Source organism: Peptococcaceae bacterium 1198_IL3148, assembly GCA_036763105.1.
GTDB lineage: Bacteria > Bacillota > Desulfotomaculia > Desulfotomaculales > Desulfohalotomaculaceae > JBAIYS01.
The window spans coordinates 73,595-92,990 of record JBAIYS010000003.1; the positions used below are offsets into that span (position 1 = coordinate 73,595).

19 protein-coding genes are annotated in these 19,396 nt (G+C 41.5%); 1 reads left to right on the forward strand and 18 read right to left on the reverse strand.

Annotated elements, in window-relative coordinates; genetic code table 11:
* Positions 1-76 precede the first annotated feature (76 nt).
* From V6C27_04195 to V6C27_04205, 3 genes are read right to left on the reverse strand one after another with little or no spacing between them, the layout of a single operon-like run.
* Positions 77-628: a Fe-S-containing hydro-lyase gene (locus tag V6C27_04195; protein MEG6615627.1), complete on the reverse strand. Its 552-nt coding sequence runs from the start codon at positions 626-628 to the stop codon at positions 77-79.
* Between the two features lie 17 nt (positions 629-645).
* A complete protein-coding gene (locus V6C27_04200; protein MEG6615628.1) occupies positions 646-1,488 on the reverse strand; it encodes a fumarate hydratase in 843 nt (280 codons plus the stop codon).
* 38 nt (positions 1,489-1,526) lie between these two features.
* Positions 1,527-1,994: a PAS domain-containing protein gene (locus V6C27_04205; GenBank protein ID MEG6615629.1), complete on the reverse strand. Its 468-nt coding sequence runs from the start codon at positions 1,992-1,994 to the stop codon at positions 1,527-1,529.
* Positions 1,995-2,173: 179 nt separating this feature from the next.
* Between V6C27_04205 and lexA the strand changes: the two genes are divergently transcribed.
* Complete coding sequence (gene lexA, locus V6C27_04210; protein ID MEG6615630.1) at positions 2,174-2,824, forward strand: transcriptional repressor LexA; 651 nt, start codon at positions 2,174-2,176, stop codon at positions 2,822-2,824.
* A gap of 40 nt (positions 2,825-2,864) precedes the next feature.
* Here the strand turns inward: lexA and V6C27_04215 are convergent, their stop codons facing one another.
* The 15 genes from V6C27_04215 to miaB all read right to left on the reverse strand — a co-directional run bounded on the left by V6C27_04215 (position 2,865) and on the right by miaB (position 19,396).
* Complete coding sequence (locus V6C27_04215) at positions 2,865-3,281, reverse strand: MerR family transcriptional regulator (protein ID MEG6615631.1); 417 nt, start codon at positions 3,279-3,281, stop codon at positions 2,865-2,867.
* A gap of 128 nt (positions 3,282-3,409) precedes the next feature.
* On the reverse strand, positions 3,410-3,736 hold the full coding sequence (locus tag V6C27_04220) for a DUF4387 domain-containing protein (protein MEG6615632.1): 327 nt from the start codon (positions 3,734-3,736) through the stop codon (positions 3,410-3,412).
* A gap of 2 nt (positions 3,737-3,738) precedes the next feature.
* Positions 3,739-5,091: an acyclic terpene utilization AtuA family protein gene (locus tag V6C27_04225; GenBank protein MEG6615633.1), complete on the reverse strand. Its 1,353-nt coding sequence runs from the start codon at positions 5,089-5,091 to the stop codon at positions 3,739-3,741.
* 62 nt (positions 5,092-5,153) lie between these two features.
* A complete protein-coding gene (locus V6C27_04230; GenBank protein MEG6615634.1) occupies positions 5,154-6,401 on the reverse strand; it encodes a methionine gamma-lyase family protein in 1,248 nt (415 codons plus the stop codon).
* Between the two features lie 13 nt (positions 6,402-6,414).
* Positions 6,415-7,383, reverse strand: coding sequence for an AAA family ATPase (locus V6C27_04235; protein ID MEG6615635.1), 969 nt, complete (start codon positions 7,381-7,383; stop codon positions 6,415-6,417).
* A 127-nt stretch (positions 7,384-7,510) separates the two neighbouring features.
* Positions 7,511-7,753: an RNA chaperone Hfq gene (gene hfq / locus V6C27_04240; protein ID MEG6615636.1), complete on the reverse strand. Its 243-nt coding sequence runs from the start codon at positions 7,751-7,753 to the stop codon at positions 7,511-7,513.
* Between the two features lie 32 nt (positions 7,754-7,785).
* Positions 7,786-8,736 carry a tRNA (adenosine(37)-N6)-dimethylallyltransferase MiaA gene (gene miaA / locus V6C27_04245; GenBank protein ID MEG6615637.1) on the reverse strand — a complete coding sequence of 317 codons (951 nt, stop codon included), beginning with the start codon at positions 8,734-8,736 and terminating at the stop codon, positions 7,786-7,788.
* Positions 8,733-9,542, reverse strand: coding sequence for a class I SAM-dependent methyltransferase (locus V6C27_04250; GenBank protein MEG6615638.1), 810 nt, complete (start codon positions 9,540-9,542; stop codon positions 8,733-8,735). The genes miaA and V6C27_04250 overlap by 4 nt, the downstream gene beginning before the upstream one ends.
* Positions 9,539-11,371: a DNA mismatch repair endonuclease MutL gene (gene mutL, locus V6C27_04255; GenBank protein MEG6615639.1), complete on the reverse strand. Its 1,833-nt coding sequence runs from the start codon at positions 11,369-11,371 to the stop codon at positions 9,539-9,541. Before mutL ends, V6C27_04250 begins: the two co-directional genes overlap by 4 nt.
* A gap of 24 nt (positions 11,372-11,395) precedes the next feature.
* The gene (locus V6C27_04260) at positions 11,396-12,751 is read right to left on the reverse strand and encodes a histone deacetylase (GenBank protein MEG6615640.1); all 1,356 of its coding nucleotides are present in this window, start codon (positions 12,749-12,751) and stop codon (positions 11,396-11,398) included.
* A complete protein-coding gene (locus tag V6C27_04265; protein MEG6615641.1) occupies positions 12,748-14,430 on the reverse strand; it encodes a hydantoinase/oxoprolinase family protein in 1,683 nt (560 codons plus the stop codon). Before V6C27_04265 ends, V6C27_04260 begins: the two co-directional genes overlap by 4 nt.
* 75 nt (positions 14,431-14,505) lie before the next feature.
* Positions 14,506-17,133 (reverse strand): DNA mismatch repair protein MutS, encoded by a 2,628-nt coding sequence (mutS, locus tag V6C27_04270; GenBank protein ID MEG6615642.1) that lies wholly within the window; start codon positions 17,131-17,133, stop codon positions 14,506-14,508.
* 109 nt (positions 17,134-17,242) lie between these two features.
* Positions 17,243-17,635: a YlbF family regulator gene (locus tag V6C27_04275; protein MEG6615643.1), complete on the reverse strand. Its 393-nt coding sequence runs from the start codon at positions 17,633-17,635 to the stop codon at positions 17,243-17,245.
* A 56-nt stretch (positions 17,636-17,691) separates the two neighbouring features.
* Positions 17,692-18,045 carry a YlbF family regulator gene (locus tag V6C27_04280; protein ID MEG6615644.1) on the reverse strand — a complete coding sequence of 118 codons (354 nt, stop codon included), beginning with the start codon at positions 18,043-18,045 and terminating at the stop codon, positions 17,692-17,694.
* A gap of 13 nt (positions 18,046-18,058) precedes the next feature.
* Positions 18,059-19,396: a tRNA (N6-isopentenyl adenosine(37)-C2)-methylthiotransferase MiaB gene (gene miaB / locus V6C27_04285; GenBank protein ID MEG6615645.1), complete on the reverse strand. Its 1,338-nt coding sequence runs from the start codon at positions 19,394-19,396 to the stop codon at positions 18,059-18,061.

The following is a 19,396-nucleotide window of genomic DNA, read 5'->3' on the forward strand; positions in this document are numbered from 1 at the left end:
ACCCCTCTCATAAAACAAGACATCCGTTAGCTGACTACCGAGTTAAGCGACGGTATTTCATGAAACCTTGAAAAAGCTACCGGCTAATATATTTTTTTACGCCCTCATCATAAAGATCATTTCCATGCACATCGTTCACTACAATAACCGGAAAGTCTTCAACAATAAGCTCATAAATAGCCTCCGGCCCCAATTCAGGGTAAGCAATTATTCGGGCAGATTTGATACACTTACTAATCAGTGCCGCAGCACCCCCAACCGCAGCAAAGTACACCGCTTTATGACTTTTTATGGCTGCAATCACTTCAGGGGACCTTTTACCTTTACCAATCATTCCCTTTAACCCATGTTCAAGGATTCTAGGGGTATAAGCATCCATTCTACCGGCTGTGGTTGGGCCAGCGGCACCGATCACTTGGCCCGGTTTAGCGGGAGTCGGACCAACGTAATAAATAATTTGCCCATTCGGGTCAAAGGGTAATGGTTGATTGCTATCAAGCAATTCCACCAACCTTTTATGGGCAGCGTCTCGGCCAGTGTATATTTTGCCACTTAGCAATACCTGCTGACCTATATGTAGTTGTTCTAAGCTGTCATCTGACAAAGGCGTTGATATTTTAATAGCCAATTAACACACCACCAATTCTATAAAATAACAGATTTATGTCGAGCAGCGTGGCAATTAAGGTTAACTGCCACCGGCAAGCTTGCTATATGAGCGGCAAAGGCCTTCACATGTACCGCCAAAGCGGTGGTTGACCCCCCTAAACCTTGGGGGCCAATGCCCAGTTGGTTTATTTTAGTGAATAATTCCTTTTCCAGTTCAGCCAAATCCGGATCAGGGTTAGATGATCCTATTTCCCTTAACAGTGCCTCCTTAGCCATGATTGCCGCCTTTTCCATCGTTCCGCCAATGCCTACCCCCACAACAATTGGCGGACAGGGATTAGGTCCTGCTGCCTTTACTGTGTCTAATACAAACTTAATAACCCCTTCAATACCGTCTGCGGGTTTTAACATTTTTAAAGTGCTCATGTTTTCGCTACCGCCTCCCTTGGGAGCCACGGTGATCTTTAACTTATCTCCGGGTACGATCTTGGTATGAATTACACAGGGAGTATTGTCTCCGGTATTTGTGCGATTAAGCGGGTGACCTACTATAGACTTACGCAAATATCCCTCGCTATAACCCTTGCGTACCCCGGCATTAATAGCCTCGGTTAACTCACCTCCTGTAATAAGCACTTGCTGTCCCAATTCAAGGAAAACCACTGTAAACCCAGTATCTTGACACATGGGTATATTCTCAGCTTTAGCCACGTTGGCATTATCAAGTAAAATTTTCAAGATATCCTGGCCGCTGGATGATATTTCAGTTTCGGTAGCCCTCTGTAAAGCATTTACCACATCTTTCCCTAAATTAGTACAAGCCTCTTTACATAATTCAGAAACTACAGCTGTGATTTTTTTACATTCCAGTGTTCTAATATTAGTCGCCTCCCTTTAATATGCTAACCACTACATTTTTATATTTTATACTTTTTAATTTTATTGTACAGCGTAGCTAAAGAAATATTTAATGATTCAGCAACTAATAGTTTTCCCTTCATCGATCTTCCATATATCCCCAATGCCCTTTGGATCATTATTTTTTCCATCTCATCCAAAGCCATTACATGTTCCGCTATCGGTTGTATAAACTCCACCGCTCCAAGTAGTATATCATCCTTTATCAGTGGATGGGCATTGCACACCAAGGGAGTAATATCATTACCAATAAATGTAACATGGTCATTAACTGACTGTTTATTTGATAGGGCTTGGGCCATAGCGCCGTGGGGTGATAAATCAAATATATTCTTTTGCACCCTTGCCTCCTGCGATATCCCTGTTAAACGAACAAATACTTTGTTGACGTACAAAATAACTCCTTTACTATCGGCAACTTGCACTGCATTGGGTAATACATCTAAAATTAGTGCAAATCTCTCCATGGAAAACATAGTGTTCACCTACCTTTAAACAATTAATTTATGCATATTTTCCACACCATTTAAATAATTCCTTTTAAATATTACAAATTGTCACAATTCACTAGACAATTAAATTTTATAAAAATTACGAACAAACGTTTTAATGCCCTGGCTTTTATGATATAATTTAATCCAAATTAATGAAAGGATTGTTAATATTGGATCGTAACTTAAATACCAGGGAGCAATCAATATTAAATGTTATAAAAGAAAACATTCGACAAAAGGGTTACCCACCATCGGTACGGGAGATTGGACAAGTGGTTGGCCTAAGCTCCAGTTCCACCGTACATAGCTACTTAAAGAGGCTGGAGGATAAGGGTTACATTAGACGCGATCCTACCAAGCCACGGGCAATAGAGATATTGAGCAATGAATTTAGTTTTGATAGACCTGCTGTAGTGACAGAAAATGAGGAAATAGTTGAAGTACCTTTAGTGGGGCAGGTGGCAGCCGGCACACCTATAACTGCCCAGGAAAATGTTGAAGATGTCATCAACCTGCCCAGAAGCTTCACCGGCTATGGCAATGTATTTATGTTAAAGGTTCGCGGAGATAGCATGATTGAGGCAGGCATTTTAGAAAATGATTTGTTATTGGTGAGGCAACAGCAAAATGCTGTCAATGGCGAAATTGTGGTGGCTATGTTAGATGGCGATGCCACGGTAAAAAGATTCTTTAAAGAAAAAAAACATATTCGTTTACAACCCGAAAATGCTAACATGGATCCCATTATAGTTGATGACGTGCAAATTGTGGGCAAAATTGTGGGCTTAATTAGAAGAATGTAAACTAAAATGCTATGTAGTTTATGTACTACATAGCATTTTATTATTTGTTTTCTGTGCAACTTTTATCCTCTTTACACATACCACATGTACTGCAATAATCCGCTTTATCCTGTACCACATAGCAGTAGGTATCCAGTTCTTTCCAACAGGGTTTATTTGTATTTATTTCCCCTTCACCCTTGGCTTTTCCACCGGGACAATTCTTCACTGTCCAGCAAGGATATAATGCCAACATGTGCTGTACACCAGCAATATTTAATCCTTTTTCGTTAATTAAATAGTGAATAAATTGCAATCGCTTAACATCGTTATTTGTGTATAGTCTTTGTTTATTTCTACGGGCAGGGAAAATCAAGTCATGTTTTTCCCAAATACGCAGGGTTTCGGGGTGCACCTGCAGTAATTCTGCCACTACGCCAATATTATAGAGCGGTTGGTCGTCATTAACCAATACCATTTTGTTATCAACCACCTTTAATTTTAGTTCGCTACTTTATCATTATATAATTACAAAGTCTACTTGTAAATAATTTAATTTAAAATTGTGTGCATTTACAGAAGAAATTACAAATCGTGACTGTAACATTAACTACAAATCGGCACTTTAATGTTTAGCAATGGTGCATGTTGCTGAGCCCCATAAACATCCGTTTCACCCAGCGCCCCCGAAGGGCGGGGTCTGACAATGGTGGCCTTAATGGCCAAAGCCTGGGGAAACTCTACAATATTTATTACTTTATCTGGGCTGATGTTATAAAGGTTAGCAATCAAGGTTTTATTAATTACCCCTGATTTAATGGTCTTTTCGAAACCAGCTTGGTCTTTAAAGATGATATCTAGGGTTAACTCATATGGTCCAGCGTTTTTACTGCGGATTACCTTGGCTAAGTCTGTAATGGGTATAGTTTTCATGTTTATACCTCCATCATCTGAATTGGAAATAGTTTTAACGGATCATCTACTTCAAGAAGATGGTAAATACTAAATTCATACACCGGTCCCACTTTAAAATCAGATGGGGAATAGGGAAAAGCTAAGTTACCAGCGGTGGCAATTCGATCAGGATAACCATAATGAAGCATTGTGCTTCTAGTAAAACTACATATTGTGTTAGCTGTTTCTTGGGTGTCCGCCACAACATCGATGACAATACCAAGCTCGTGACCGGTGGCTTCAGTGGGTTCTAAATCTCCCATGACACCGTTCTTGCCATAGATGTGGAAATGTAAATTATAATTATATCCTTGCTTTTGGAAGTTATCTTTAACCCTAAGTTTCACTGCGTTGATAATTTCATCAATTTTACTGATCATAATAGCATCACGACAGCCAGCAATGGATACCGTCCGATATCCAATTTTTTTGGCGCCTTCTAATTTAACGGTATAGTTAATGGCGGGGACAAATTTGCTGCCAGTTACCTTCACAGCTTTGTCACTATTTTGTTCAAAGGATGTATTCTGTAAACTTAAAATTCCCCCGGGCCCCGGTAATTCATAGGGATTTGTCTTTTCATATAAAGTGTGGGCAGCAACGGACGTTACGCTACAGCGTCTGTTATCGGCCAGGGGTTGAATAATAAAACCGTCCGGTTGAATAATACCCAATGCTGAATCACTGCCGCTGCCGGGTTCTGCAGCAATGGCACCACATTCTAAAATTTTACCCATATGTACGGCTAGTCCTGGGTCGTAACCTTTTCTAATGGCATCGGCCGCAAAAACCGCTGGGTCATAACAACGTCCAGCCAGTATTACTTGCGCCCCTTCATCCAGTGCTTTAATCAGTGGCTCAATTCCCATTTGAGCCACTATATTAGTAGATTTTTTAATGTCCTCCGCGGTAAGTTCCGGGGCCGGATGCAATGGAGTTATCCGGCCTGCCTGTAACTGGTCTAAAAGAAAATCTTTGTCTAATTCTGCTGTAATTACCGCCAGTTTAAAGTGATAATTTTGCTCCTTTGCTATTTCTTTAATAATGTCCAAATTCCATTCCAGATGGCTATTGGCTCCACTGCCACCAGCAGTACCAATTAAAACTGGTATGTTGCGCTCCAAACCTGCGGCAATGATGATTTCTAAATCCCTTTTTACAGCGTTGCGATCGGTAAAGGACACCCCTGCCCCCAGATAGTAGGGCCCAGGGTCGCTGGAACCAGCATCCACGGCAATTACATCTGGTTGATATTTTAAACCTTCGTTAAAGGAAGACTCCGGAAAACCATAGCCTAAAATGGCAGTGGGCGAAAGCACTCGATATTCTTTCATGGCTCATTCCTCCCTCAATATTTACAGTATCATATCACATTATGTTATTTAATATAAATCTATTATTTTGCTATATTTAACACCCGCTCAGCGGCGCTTAGTACACCTAACTTTACATATTCTTTAGATAACCCACCTTGTAAATATACGGCATAGGGGTCCCTTAATGGCCCGTCTGCTGACAACTCAATGGAGGCACCCTGAACAAAGGTTCCTGCCGCCATCACCACCGCATCTTCATAACCAGGCATGCCATCGGGTTCAGGCACCACATAAGAATCCACCGGTGAAGCACTTTGTAATCCACGACAGAACTCCACCAGCTTGTCCGCAGTACCAAGTTTAACGGCCTGAATGATGTCTGTTCTATATTCGTCATAACGGGGTGACACTTCATAATCTAAACGTTCAAATAGCCTGGCAGCAAATACTGCACCCTTTAAAGATTCGGTTACCACATGGGGGGCTAAAAATATGCCTTGCATCAAAAGGCGTTGATGATTCAATGTTGGCCCCACCTCAGCGCCAATACCTGGGGCAGTCCAGCGGTTGGCAGCCATATCCACCAGGTCCTGCCTGCCCACTATATAGCCACCGGTGGGAGCTATACCACCGCCAGGATTTTTAATTAACGAACCAGCAATTAAATCGGCTCCCACATGTAGAGGTTCCCTTGATTCCACCAGTTCGCCATAACAATTATCTACAAAAACAATGGTCTTTGGACTTCTGGCTTTGATAAAATCCACCAACTGCTTAATGCCATCTATATTCAGAGATGGGCGCCAAGCGTAGCCACGGGAACGTTGCACCATCACCATTTTAACGTCAGCGGATAAAGCTCGGTCTATACCATCCCAATCAAGATCACCATTTGGCAGTAGCTCAATTTGATTGTAGTTCACTCCTAATCTTTTTAACGAACCACTGGCATTACCTCGAATACCAATGGTTTCCTCCAAAGTGTCGTAAGGGGAGCCTTGGACTGCCAATAGGTTATCTCCCGGCTGCAGTACTCCCAAAAGGCAAAGGGCAATGGCATGGGTGCCGGAAACAATTTGCCCCCGAACCAATGCAGCCTCCCCACCAAAAACTGCAGCATAAATATTTTCCAGCACATCTCTACCGGCATCTCCATAACCGTATCCACTGCCACCCTTTAAATGAAAATCACTAACCCGATTATCTCTAAAGGCCTGCAAAACCCTTTGATGATTTACTAAGGCCTTTTGTTCTATGGTTTGATAAATATGACCTACTTCTGTCTCCACTTCCTCAGCCAGTTGATATAATTTATTGCTAATCTGCATCATAGTCCTCCTGTCAATTTTCTGTTAAGTCATCGTAAGCATTAATTATGTCCTCTAGTGTGATAATCATTAACTCTTCTCGACTGAGTTTAGACTGCTTATAATTTAGCAAGCGCACCGCTTGCAAACGCATTGAGCGTTCAATTAAATTTCTCACCAACCTGGCATTGCCACTGTTGCGGTGTAGTCTGGCTCGCTCCTTTAATAAAACTCTCATCTGTTCCTCAGCTTCTGGTGTTAACTTATATTCACGTTCGTTGAGCATTAATGTAGCAATCTCCATTAACTGCTGTATAGTATAATCCGGAAAGGTAATATGAATGGGAAATCTTGAGCGCAATCCAGGATTGCTTTCAATAAAATCATCCATTTCCCGTTGATAGCCTGCCAATATTAGAATCAAATTATCTTTATTATCCTCCATTGATTTTACCATACAATCAATACACTCTTTGCCAAAATCTTTATCTCCGCCCCTGGCCAGTGAATAGGCTTCATCGATAAATAAAATCCCCCCCAAAGCCTTTTTTATTTGGTCTCGGGTGCGCTTAGCGGTATGGCCAATATACTCGCCCACCAAATCGGCCCTTTCCACTTCAATAATATGCCCTTTGTTTAGTACACCCATTTCTTTAAATAATTGACCTAGTAGTCTGGCCACCGTAGTTTTACCAGTGCCCGGGTTACCTTTAAATATCATATGTAATACCATTGGCTCATGGGCTAATTTTTCTTTTTCCCTTAATCTCTGAATCTCAATAAAGGCATGCAACTCTTTAATTAGTTTCTTTACACTTTCTAAGCCAATTAATTTGTTGATTTCGTCCATTATTTCTTTAACGCCCTTATGTTGGTTCTGTTCCTCATAGTTCGACGGTCGTTCAACCACTGGCTTAATGGGCCCTAATTTTCGGCGTGGTACTTCTTTTTTATGGGCAGGTTCTACCCGCTCTGGGTTTTGCCACATTTTAATTTTTACCAAATCACGTCACCTCGCGGGCTAATATTCCTCTATTTATCATGTATACGCCCGCGATTAGAATAACTGAACAACAAATTCACAGTGAAAAAAGAAGACCTCTCACTTTTAGGAGAGAGGCCAACTTATTTTAAGCATTTTTACCTTCCGGAGAGTTCATGTTCACAGGCCTTACTGGACTAATGGTAGATATGGCATGCTTATATACCATCATTTGCTTACCCTCACTCTCCAGTATTACTGTAAAGTTATCAAATCCTTTAACCAATCCCTTAAGTTGAAACCCATTAACTAAAAACATAGTAATGGGAATGCTATCTTTGCGAACTTGGTTCAAAAAAGCATCTTGCAAATTAATTTGAGTTTTGTTCATGGAACTCCCTCCACTTTATCTTTATTTTTAAATCATTTCGACGCCACAGAAATCTTTTCCTGCAATAAGTTTATAATTTCATTGGTTACTTGCGCTGTGCTATCATAATTATGCATATCTATCCAATGTATTCGTGGGTCCCTTCTAAACCAAGTTAATTGACGCTTGGCAAATCGTCTAGTATCCCGCTTTAGCAGCTCAATGGCTGCTTCCAGCGTGGTTTCCCCCGCCAGATAAGCTACTATCTCTTTATAGCCTAACCCTTGCATAGCGGTACTTGATCGGTTTATGCCCTGTCGTAGTAACATTTTAACTTCGTCGATCAAACCCGCCGCCAGCATATTATCCACCCGTTGTTCGATACGCCGATACAGCATCTCCCTAGGCATGGTCAAGCCAAAAATAGAGACCTGGTATTTTGCTTTACTTTGATAACTGGCACACTGCATACTGGAAAAGGGTTTGCCAGTGAGTTTATATACCTCTAAAGCGCGGATTACTCTACGAATATTGTTGGGATGAATATTTTCGGCTGCCACAGGGTCCACTTGTACAAGTTGATTATGTAACCACACACCGCCCTTTTCGGCGGCTTGCCTTTGCAAGTGCAATCTAAATTCAACGTCTTCACCAGGGATATCAAAATTATATTCATCGATAATTGATCGAATATATAAACCAGTACCGCCGACAATGATGGGCAGTCTGTTCTTAGTGTGTATTTTATGGATGGCCTCTTCGGCATGCTGTTGGTACTTAGCCACGTTATACTCCTCTAAGGGAGATATTATATCTATTAAATGGTGTGGTACCCCCCTTTGCTCCTGTGGGGTAGGTTTGGCAGTGCCTATATCCATAGATTTGTAAACTAACATAGAGTCTGCCGAAACCACTTCACCATTTAATCTGAGCGCCAGCTCAACTCCCACCGCCGTTTTGCCAGTGGCTGTGGGTCCAACAATGGCTATTAACGTTTTTTTCATTCATCATCACCCCCAATAATAATCACGCCATAAGCAACGGGGGAATTTTTGCCACCAACCACCTGTTTAAAACCTAATCGATAAAATTCATTGCTTCCGTTTGCTTCTTTCATTACCACCCGCTTTTTAGCCACCCTGCATGCTTCTTTGATGGTTTTTAAATTTAAAGGGGCATGGTTTGCCAATTGCCGCAGGGGAGTCATACTGGTTGATTTGTGCAATGGATTGCGAAACATCGGGTCAAAGTAGATCACATCTATACTTTTATCAGGTAAAGCACAGAGGTATCGCTGGTGATTGGCATTGATTACCTTTATCCCTCTTACCGCCTTGACCAACGTCGGACTGTTATTGTTATAATGAGCGATGCCATCAGCAACCACATAGGCCATTAGTGGATTAACCTCTAAACCGGTAACCAAGCCTTTAGCCCCGGTAATATAATTGGCCACAATGGCGTCCGATGCTAAACCAAGGGTACAGTCAAGCACACAGTCCATAGAACCCAAACCCATGGCATCAATCATTTGATCAGTATGCCCATTTTTTAAAGCCTTAATGCGTAATTTTGCCATTCCTGGATGAAAAAAGAATTCTTGGCCATTAACATAAATTGACAAACGATCCTTTGACACCACTAGAATACCATTGCTGTTATATTTGGTTTCTAATTCTGGCAAAGGGCATCGTTTTCTGGGGGTGTAGGGTATGTTCAGCTGCTGGGCAATCTCCAACGCCCTGGCAATTAATTGTTCAGAAGATTTTACTGATGTAGTTACCAAATAATTATTTTGTAAACCAATCATCGCTTAAACCTCTTTATCAGTTCGTCAAATGTTAGACGAATAATGGTTGGCCTGCCATGGGGACAACTAAATGGGTTGCTCAGTTCTTTAATTTGATTAATTAAATTTTCCATTTCCATTGTTGATAGCTTTTGTCCCGCTTTAATTGCATTGCGACAGGCTAAACTGGCTGCTAATTTTTCATGGAAATAATCGGTTTTAGTATCTAAGATATCAAAGAAAAATTTAGCTTCTTCGCCAGCGGGAAAGCCATTGGGAACACCTCTAATTAAATAATTATTACCACCAAAGTGTTCTATTATAAAACCAACTTGTCTAATGGCGATAATGTTATCTGTTAATATTTGAGTTTCGTGATGGTTTAATTCCAACACCACTGGTACCAAAAGCATTTGACTGTCATGTTCCTTATCCTGTTGTTGAGAGTAATATTCATAAAGTACCCTTTCATGGGCAGCATGCTGATCGATGATATACAAACCATCGGGACCTTGACATAATATATAAGTGGGTAGCAATTGGCCTATTGGTAACAGGTCTGGAAAATTGTCCTGCATGGGTTGCTTTTGATACGTTTCTTTAGTTTCCTGCCATGCCTGGTTAGGGGAATTTACCGCTATATTTGCCGTCTCATATCGATCAGCTGTCTGATTATTTAGCTGCTGGTTTATCAATTTCTTTTGTCCAGAAGCTATTGGGTTTATTGGTTCAGGGCTGATGGATAAATCTAATTTGGTCTGCTTAAATACTGCTTCTTCTTGATTCTTTGGTTCTTTAGCTTCCACCGGGCTTTGGCTGACCTTTGGTTGCATTACTGGTTGTTCCAGTTGTGGCACCACCATTACTGTTCTAAGGGCTTTTTTTACCGCAGCTATAATTATTTGACACAGTTCTCGTTCTTTGCTGATACGCACTTCCATCTTTGCAGGGTGCACATTGACATCCACTAAAGTGGGATCAATCTCCACTGTCAACACCGCCACTGGATAGCGATTGGAAGATAATAGAGTAAAATAGGCTTGTTGTAACGCATCGGAAATTATTTTGCTTTTAACATAGCGGCCATTTACTAACAGCGTTTGGTTTGTCCTGGTGGCACGATTTAATTCTGGCTTACCAACGTAACCGCCAATGAAAATGCCATCCCCCTGGCCCTCAATGGGCAGCATTTTTCTGGCCATTTGCACTCCGTTAACGGCAGCTATGGTATCTAAAAGTTTGCCGTTACCTGGGGTCTCCAGCAATATCCGGTTTTGAGAAATTAGTTTAAAATTAACATCCGGACGGGATAGAGCCAGTCGGGAAATAAGATCACTAATCATTGCGGTTTCCGCTGCTGCGCTTTTTAAGTGCTTTTTGCGGGCCGGTGTGTTAAAGAATAAATCTTTAATTGTGATGCTAGTGCCAGGTGGACAACCAACTGGCTCGGTATTCACAATCTGCCCGCCCTCAAGTTCTAATTTTGTACCACCATCACTATTTTGGGTTCTAGTAACCATTGTCACCAGTGACACCGCAGCAATGCTGGGCAGCGCCTCGCCACGGAAACCAAGGGTAGCTACATGAAATAAATCCTCAACTTTATTTATTTTGCTGGTGGCATGCCTGAGGAAAGCCAATGCGGCATCATCTGGTTCGATGCCGCATCCGTTATCACTGACAGTGATGGAAGTGATACCCCCATCTTTAATGTCAATACTTATTCTTGTTGCCCCAGAATCCAGAGCATTTTCCACCAGTTCCTTAACCACAGAAAAGGGTCGTTCCACAACTTCTCCCGCTGCAATTTTATTTGCAGTTTGTTGATCTAAAACTTTGATTTTAGGCAACAATTATCCCCCATTTACTTCTCATTATCCCTCTGTTAGCCATTCAGACTGGTCTTCCCGCCGGAAGGTGATAAATGTATCTTCCGTTTTGTCCTGTAGGTAAACATAAGAATAGCGATAATCTTTTTTCGCTTCTTGGTAGGCGTCCCAAGCTTCCGCTATGCATTTTTTACAACAGCGATTATGAATGGATATTGCTAAAACTCGACAACGTCCTAATTTAGGTTGAATTGCATGGGAATCAATAATTACATAACCAGGACAATCAAAACATGTTCTCACTTTTTCTAACTGTTTTTCTTCAAAGTACTCAGTATCGTAAAAAATATTTTTAGGTCTTTGGTAGTATTTATTGCTACCGCACAATTGATCTATGGTGATTTCTTTACTTTTACGCCAAGTGGTTTGTAAACTATCCACCATTCGACAAACATACTCAGTAACTTTGGAATTCTCAACGTTTTTTCCCGGTTGATAGTCCGGTTCGGTAACATTTGAGTAATCCTTACCGGCCAATGCCAACAATATCGCTAAATTTACATAGGGCAACGCTGTTTCTATGGCGTAACCCCCTTCTAAAACAGCTAGGTTTGGCCGGAGTTTTTCGGTTAATTGGGCATATCCTTGGGCGGTGATCAACATACTGCCCAAAGGATCTGTATAATGGTTATCCTGACCGGCAGAGTTTATAATGAATTCTGGTTGAAAATCCTGTAGCACCGGTAAAATGAGATTATCCACCACATAATGTAAACTTTTATCCGTTACCCCTGGGGGCAGCGGAATATTAATGGTACTGCCATATGCTGTCGGTCCTCCCAGCTCATCGGTAAAACCGGTGCCTGGGTAAAGGGTGCGCCCATCTTGATGGAATGATATAAAAAGCACATCCGGATCATGATAATATATGTCTTGGGTTCCATCGCCATGGTGAACATCGGTATCCACAATGGCGATTTTTTTAATGCCATAGGTTCTGCGCAAGTGTTCTATAACCACCGCTTCATTGTTGATGCTACAAAACCCTCGATTACCATGAACCACACGCATGGCATGGTGACCAGGGGGACGTACAATGGCAAATCCATTGGTGATTTCTTTATTTATAATTCGGTCGCTTAACCGCATGGCAGCACCGGCAGCGATGCGGTGAGCAGCCAATACCTGATCATCCACATTTGGTACACAAAAATGAACCCTAGAGATATCGTGGGGAGTGGCAACCCGAGGAGAATACTCAACAATCTCTGGCAAATCCAACACGCCCTCTTCGAAAATCTGATCTCTGGTATATAAAAGCCTTTCTTCCCGTTCCGGGTGAATGTCTGATATGGACCAATCAAAGGCTGGGAAAAACACTAATCCGGTTTTATTTATCATATTAGTCTCCCCCCTGCATCCACATGCCATTGAATTCCTCTGACCGTTTGCACACAGACATCATAAATTCTCCCAGTGGTTTGCATATCTCGGACAATATTAAAAACGTCCTGGCGAGTAACTTCTATCTCCTGAATTTGATCACCAATATCTATTGCTGCTGCTCGATCCAATAGCCATTTCTTAGCTAAATTCAATGCTTGATCCCTACCAAAGGGTGTGGCTTCAATTTTCCCTTGATAGCCGTATTCCTCAATACTGTACACCTTTTGTTCTGTGTCAGCACGCAGTGTCACCTGCATGGTGGGTTTAGCAACAGCAGCTCCAATGGCATTGGCAGCGGTGGCATAGGGAGAGATTATTGGTATGCCACCAATTTTTATTGCTATTTGTGGCACAAAACCCATGGCACCGCCACCTACCCCAACAACATTTTTGGTGCGCATCTTTCTTGATTGCATTACTTCCCAAATTCTGTATGCCGGTTCTTGTTCCCATTCCAAATACATGTTTTCAATTTCAGTCACCACTGTGTCAACAAATAAATCAATGATATTTCTCGCCACTTCCACCGGCGATCTTTGGGTTTGTTGGCTGAGCACTTCCATGGCCGCCCAGGATTTATCGATATCACCTAGTTTAGTTAAGCCCATCACATTTAAAGCATCGGTTGGCGTTGGCAATGGTCCCCCTAAACAATAGGGTTTACCCATTCTTTCAGAGTAAATAATCAGTTCTTTTCCCACCGCTTCCACAATGCTGTCTCCACCCACTGGCACCGATTTAACTGCCAATGCCCGTACCTGGGTAAATTGATCATCAAGCATTACACCCTTTGAAGATAAAAGCGGTTGACCGGACAAAATTAATGCTAGGTCAGTGGTTGTGCCACCAATGTCAATCACTAAGGATGTTTCACCTGCAGGGGTAAGGGCCTGTGCCCCCAATGTACTGGCGGCTGGTCCTGAAAAGATAGTTTCCACTGGGGATTGTATCGAACTTTCCAGCGGCATTGTGCCACCATCAGCTTTCAAAATAAAAACCTGAGCGTTGATATGCCGTTGGCGCAGCGCTTGTTGTACTGAGTAAACAAAGGATTGATATTTTTCCTTAGTGGCACAGGTAAACAACGTGGTTGCTACCCGACGGGGAAAATTCAACTTACCGCCGTCCCGATGTCCCATTTCCACTTGCCAATTAGGTTTCAATTTTGTTACTATGTCTGCCACCTGCAACTCATGACGATTGTTACGGGGCGAAAATTTACCCACAATGGCCACTTTGTCTATTCCCTTACTATCAAAATCATCAATGGCAGCAATTATTTCCTCCTCCACCACTGGAGTTATTTCTCTACCTTTGTAGTCAATGGTTCCGCTCAATAAGTGTACATTAGGTTTTTTATACAGTTGTAGTTTACACCCAGGACCTGGCATAAGTAACAATCCCACTGGATCATTTTTCCGTTCCGCTATTAAATTTGTGATCACAGTTGTGGAAAGTACCACTCTTTCTATTTCATCAGCGGTAACGCCTTTCATTAACGTGTCCAACGCCTGCACCAGATCTGACAACAAGTTATTGGGGGTGTTGTAAACCTTTGCAGTGGCCTGCACTCTGCCGTTACTAAGTAACACTGCATCTGTTGATGTTCCCCCCACATCTATACCAATGTACACCCTCACACCTCCGAACTAAAACCTTACTTTAATAATTAAGTTTATCACACAATAATTGAACAAGAAATATATAACTTATCTGTAAAGATTTTTTATTTTATTTTGCAACTCAAATAATAACTGAATAGCGCCTAAAGGAGTGGTGTTTAATAGGTCTATGTCGGTTATAGCAGACAATATTTCTTGCTGTTCATTATTTGAGGCATCGTTAAACAACTGCAATTGCGCATTTGGTTCTAAAGCCACCGCGGTTTGACCACTGGTGGACACCACTTCTTCGGCAGCTTTTAAGTACCTTTGATAATCGGTGCTCAGTTGATTGGCCCGATTTATAATCATGTCTGGCAAACCCGCCAGCATTGCGCAGTGTACACCATAACTTTTACTGGCTTTACCCAAAACTATCCTGTGTAAAAAGGCCACGTTATCGCCCTTTTCTTCCACCGCGGCAGCATAGTTTTTTAGTCCCGGCAGGCTGCTCTCCAACTCTGCCAATTCATGATAATGGGTGGAAAAAAGCGTTCTACAACCAATGGTGTTGTGCAGATATTCAATAACCGCTTGGGCAATGGCCATTCCTTCCAGGTTTGAAGTCCCGCGGCCAAGTTCATCTATAATCACCAGACTTTTGGTAGTGGCCCCCCGCAGCGCATTATTACATTCTTGCATTTCCACCATAAAGGTGCTATGACCAGAGGCTAAATCATCGGCAGCCCCCACCCTGGCAAAAATACGATCCACAATGCCAATTTCAGCGCTGGCAGCCGGTACAAAACTGCCTATTTGAGCCATCAAGGTGATCAATGCCACCTGCCGTTGATAAGTGCTCTTCCCCCCCATATTGGGACCGGTAATTAAAGCAAGATAACTACCGCCTGTGTCCAATTGGGTGTCATTAGGTACAAATTGTGTCTGATTAAGCATTGTTTCCACAACTGGATGTCGTCCCGCGGATATAGTTAGCTTTCCACTGTCGTTTATGGTGGGACGCACATAATTATGCTTAACTGCCACTTCTGCCAGTGAAATTAGGACATCAATTTTTGCCACCGCACCGGCAGTCTTTTGAATACGGGCGATTTCTTTAGCCACCATATCCCTTATTTCGATGAAGATGCGATATTCCAACTCAATCAGTTTTTCTTGGGCACCCAATATCAAATCTTCATATTTTTTTAGTTCGCTGGTAATATACCTTTCGGCATTAGCCAATGTTTGTTTTCTTTGATAATCCTCTGGCACCATATCAAGATTACTTTTAGTAACTTCTATGTAATAGCCAAATACCTTGTTATAGCGAATTTTAAGGGATTTTATGCCGGTGCGTTCCCGTTCTCTGGTTTCCAGTTGCGCCAGCCAATTGCGACCATTGGTGGATGCTTCCTTCAACTTGTCCACTTGCTCATTATAGCCGTTATTTATTAAACCACCGTCCCTTAAACTAATGGGCGGGTCGTCATTTATGCTTTCTGTTAAAAGAGTAACCAGATCAGTTAAGGTGTCCATTTGATTGGCGATTTCCTTCAACAGAGGAGCGGTGCATTCTAATAAAAGTTTTTTTATATCAGGAATGTGAAACAATGAATTTTTTAGGGCCAACAAATCCCTAGCATTTGCTGATCCATAGACCACCTTTGCCGTTAGGCGTTCCAAATCATAAACCTGTTTTAACAACACCCTTAAATCTTCTCTCAAAAAAATTCCGGCGGACAATTGAGATACTGCATCCAGTCGAGCATTAATTTGATTAATATCCAGCAGTGGTTGTTCAATCCATTTTTTTAATAATCTTCCACCCATGGCGGTGGTGGTATGATCCAATACCCACAAAAGGCTTCCTTTTTTATTGCCGTCCATAATTGTTCTGGTTAGCTCTAAATTGCGTCTGGCATTCATGTCCAAAGCCATAAACTGTGAGATCGAATAATACTTTAATTGAATAATATGATTTAGACTTCTCCTTTGGGTCTCTAATAAAAATTGCACCAGCGCACCGGCTGCAGCCAAACATTTAGGTTGTCGTTGCCAATTTATTTCATTAGCCTGATCTGGAAATTGTTGTTGCAAGTATTTTAACGCTTCGTCAATTTCATAGGCACCATTGTGATAAAAGGTAATGGCTTTGGTTATTCTTTGATATAATTGATTAACCAGCATTTCATCATCTTTAAAAGCAACAGGTAGTAGCAGTTCCGATACCTGCAGGCGCTCCAACTCACTAATTAAATCTGTGATGGCACTTTGGCTATCAATTTCGGAAACCATAAATTCACCGGTACTTATATCTGCGTACGCCAGTCCGGTTCCATCGCTGTCAAAAAAGATTGAAGCTATGTAATTGTTATTCTTTTCTTGCAGCAACTGACTTTCCATCACAGTACCGGGAGTAATTACTCTGGTGACTTCTCTTTTGACGATGCCCTTCGTGGCCTTGGGGTCTCCTATTTGATCGCAAAGAGCCACCTTATAGCCCTTTGCCACCATCTTGGCGATATATGCATCAACTGCATGGTAAGGAACACCACACATGGGAATTTTATTTTCGCTATCTCTACTGGTTAGCGTGATTTCTAGTGTTTTTGAGGCCGTTATGGCATCGTCAAAAAACATTTCATAAAAATCACCTAAACGAAAAAATAGTATCGCATCAGCATGTTGTCGTTTAATCGCTTTATATTGTTGCATCATTGGGGTTTCTGCCATTTTCATTCCTCCTACCTCTATTATATCACAGAAGGAAATTATGTTTTTTATGACATAAAAAGAAGACTGTACACATTATACAGTCTTCTAATAAAAAGCCTTCTATCAATTAACAACCGCCACAATGGCAACCTGTGTTGCAATCACAACCGGAACCACAACTATCTTGCTGCCCCATTAATGCATTATTAATAGTTTGATTAACTGTGTTTAACAGATTTTCAAACTTATCTCTGGTATCAAAATAGTCTTTAACCAGTGGGTTGGCCAGCATTTTACTTTCTAACTCTTTATAAGCTGCCATATCTTCTTGGGTCAATTGTTGTCCTTGCATTTGCTTCATTTGCAGTGACTGTTGCACTTGCTGTTGTTCGTTCAATAATTTTTGAGCTTCGGCGTCTTGCAACATGGCCGCTTCCTTTGCCCGCACTTCTTTAAACTCAGCAGACTCCTTTAACAAGTTACCTAATAAAGTGGCTTGTTCAACAATATTTTGTGACATTATGTTCCTCCTTATATATCGATAACCATCAACAAAGACCGGTTCAAATTGCTTCCCTATTGTTCCTTGGGAGTTATTGCCCCAACCATAGTTTTATTAATGGTTTCATTAACATTCTTCAACAAATCATCAAAATCTCCTTTTGCTTCTGTAAAATCTTTTATTAAAGAATTTTCCAGCAGCTTAACTTCCAACTCTTCAAAAGCTTTAATATCTTCAGGGGTCAACTTTTTGCCTTGCATTTGACGTTGTTGATAATCCTGTTGTATTTTTTGATATTGAGTTAATAGTTTTTGGGCACCGTCATCTTGCAACATTATACTTTCTTTCCGTTGCACCGCTTTAAATTGATCCGACTCCTTAATTAGTTTTCCCAGTTCAAAGGCCATATCTAAAATATGCTGAGCCACTATTTTCCCCTCCCTAGTTAACAATTATTTCTCCATCTAAATGGGTTTGATGTCCCGCTGTAATTTTTACCGTGACAAATTTACCGATAAAATCTTGGCCGCCATTAAAAATAACTAATTTATTGGTCCTAGTTCTACCGGCATACCTGTTGGGATTATTCTTAGTGGGGCCTTCAACCAAAATTTCTTCAACTTTTCCCACCATATCTAAATTGTTTTCCAATGATATTTTATTCTGTAGTTCGATCAGCTGTTGAATTCTCCTGGTTTTAACATCATCGGGAATCTGATCGACCATCATTGCTGCCGGTGTTCCCTGCCTCACGTTATATACAAAGGTAAAAGCACTGTCGTACCTAACACGGCTGACTATATCCAAAGTATCGGCAAAGTCTTGTTCGGTTTCACCGGGAAAACCCACCATGATATCGGTTGTAATGGAGGCATCTGGTACTTTGTTTCTTATTTTATTTATTAAGTCCAAGTATTGTTCTCTGGTGTAGCCTCGGTTCATTTTCTTTAACACTTCGTTACTACCGGCCTGAACAGGCAAATGAAAATTCTCACACACTTTATCGCAGGCAACGATGACATCAATCAACTTGTCTGTAAAGTCCCTGGGATGTGAGGTGGTATATCGTAACCGCTCTAATCCCTCAATTTCATTTAGGTACTTTAATAGATCTGCAAAGTCAAAGGGCGGATCAAATTCTTTGCCATAGGAATTTACATTTTGACCTAACAACGTGATGTCCTTATAACCTTGGGCCACCAGTTCTTTAATTTCCGCTGCGATGTTCTCAGGTTTTCTACTGCGTTCCCGGCCCCTGACATAAGGTACAATACAATAGGTGCAGAAATTATTACAACCATACATAATTGTCACCCATGCTTTAAGGCCCGGCTCCCGGCGCACAGGTATATTTTCTACTACCGAATCAGCGTCGGACCAAACCTCTAACACTGTGTCCTGACTTTGCTGTAATTGATTAATAAATCGTGGTAATTCGTGAATATTGTGGGTACCAAAGATTAAGTCCACATGGGGAAAACGTTTTTTGATATTGGCGCCCATATCCTTTTGTTGTGGCAAGCAACCGCATACGCCAATCATCAAATGGGGCTTATTTTGTTTTAGTTTACGCAATCGGCCCAACAATCCCCAGACTTTATTTTCTGCTGTTTCCCGCACACAGCAGGTCACCAGTAATATTATATCGGCTTCCGACTGTACATCAGTCCTGTGGTAGCCCATATCTTCCAGCTGTCCTGCCAATACTTCTGAGTCATGCTCAGACATTTGACAGCCAAATACTATAATCTTATATTTGCCTCTACATTTATTTACCAT

Coding starts and splice junctions, on each gene's coding strand:
- V6C27_04205 (MEG6615629.1), bottom strand. CDS start 1,994: ATGGAGAGATTTGCACTAATTTTAGATGTATTACCCAATGCAGTGCAA.
- lexA (MEG6615630.1), top strand. CDS start 2,174: ATGAAAGGATTGTTAATATTGGATCGTAACTTAAATACCAGGGAGCAA.
- V6C27_04215 (MEG6615631.1), bottom strand. CDS start 3,281: ATGGTATTGGTTAATGACGACCAACCGCTCTATAATATTGGCGTAGTG.
- V6C27_04220 (MEG6615632.1), bottom strand. CDS start 3,736: ATGAAAACTATACCCATTACAGACTTAGCCAAGGTAATCCGCAGTAAA.
- V6C27_04225 (MEG6615633.1), bottom strand. CDS start 5,091: ATGAAAGAATATCGAGTGCTTTCGCCCACTGCCATTTTAGGCTATGGT.
- V6C27_04230 (MEG6615634.1), bottom strand. CDS start 6,401: ATGCAGATTAGCAATAAATTATATCAACTGGCTGAGGAAGTGGAGACA.
- hfq (MEG6615636.1), bottom strand. CDS start 7,753: ATGAACAAAACTCAAATTAATTTGCAAGATGCTTTTTTGAACCAAGTT.
- miaA (MEG6615637.1), bottom strand. CDS start 8,736: ATGAAAAAAACGTTAATAGCCATTGTTGGACCCACAGCCACTGGCAAA.
- V6C27_04250 (MEG6615638.1), bottom strand. CDS start 9,542: ATGATTGGTTTACAAAATAATTATTTGGTAACTACATCAGTAAAATCT.
- V6C27_04260 (MEG6615640.1), bottom strand. CDS start 12,751: ATGATAAATAAAACCGGATTAGTGTTTTTCCCAGCCTTTGATTGGTCC.
- mutS (MEG6615642.1), bottom strand. CDS start 17,133: ATGGCAGAAACCCCAATGATGCAACAATATAAAGCGATTAAACGACAA.
- V6C27_04275 (MEG6615643.1), bottom strand. CDS start 17,635: ATGTCACAAAATATTGTTGAACAAGCCACTTTATTAGGTAACTTGTTA.
- miaB (MEG6615645.1), bottom strand. CDS start 19,396: ATGGTAAATAAATGTAGAGGCAAATATAAGATTATAGTATTTGGCTGT.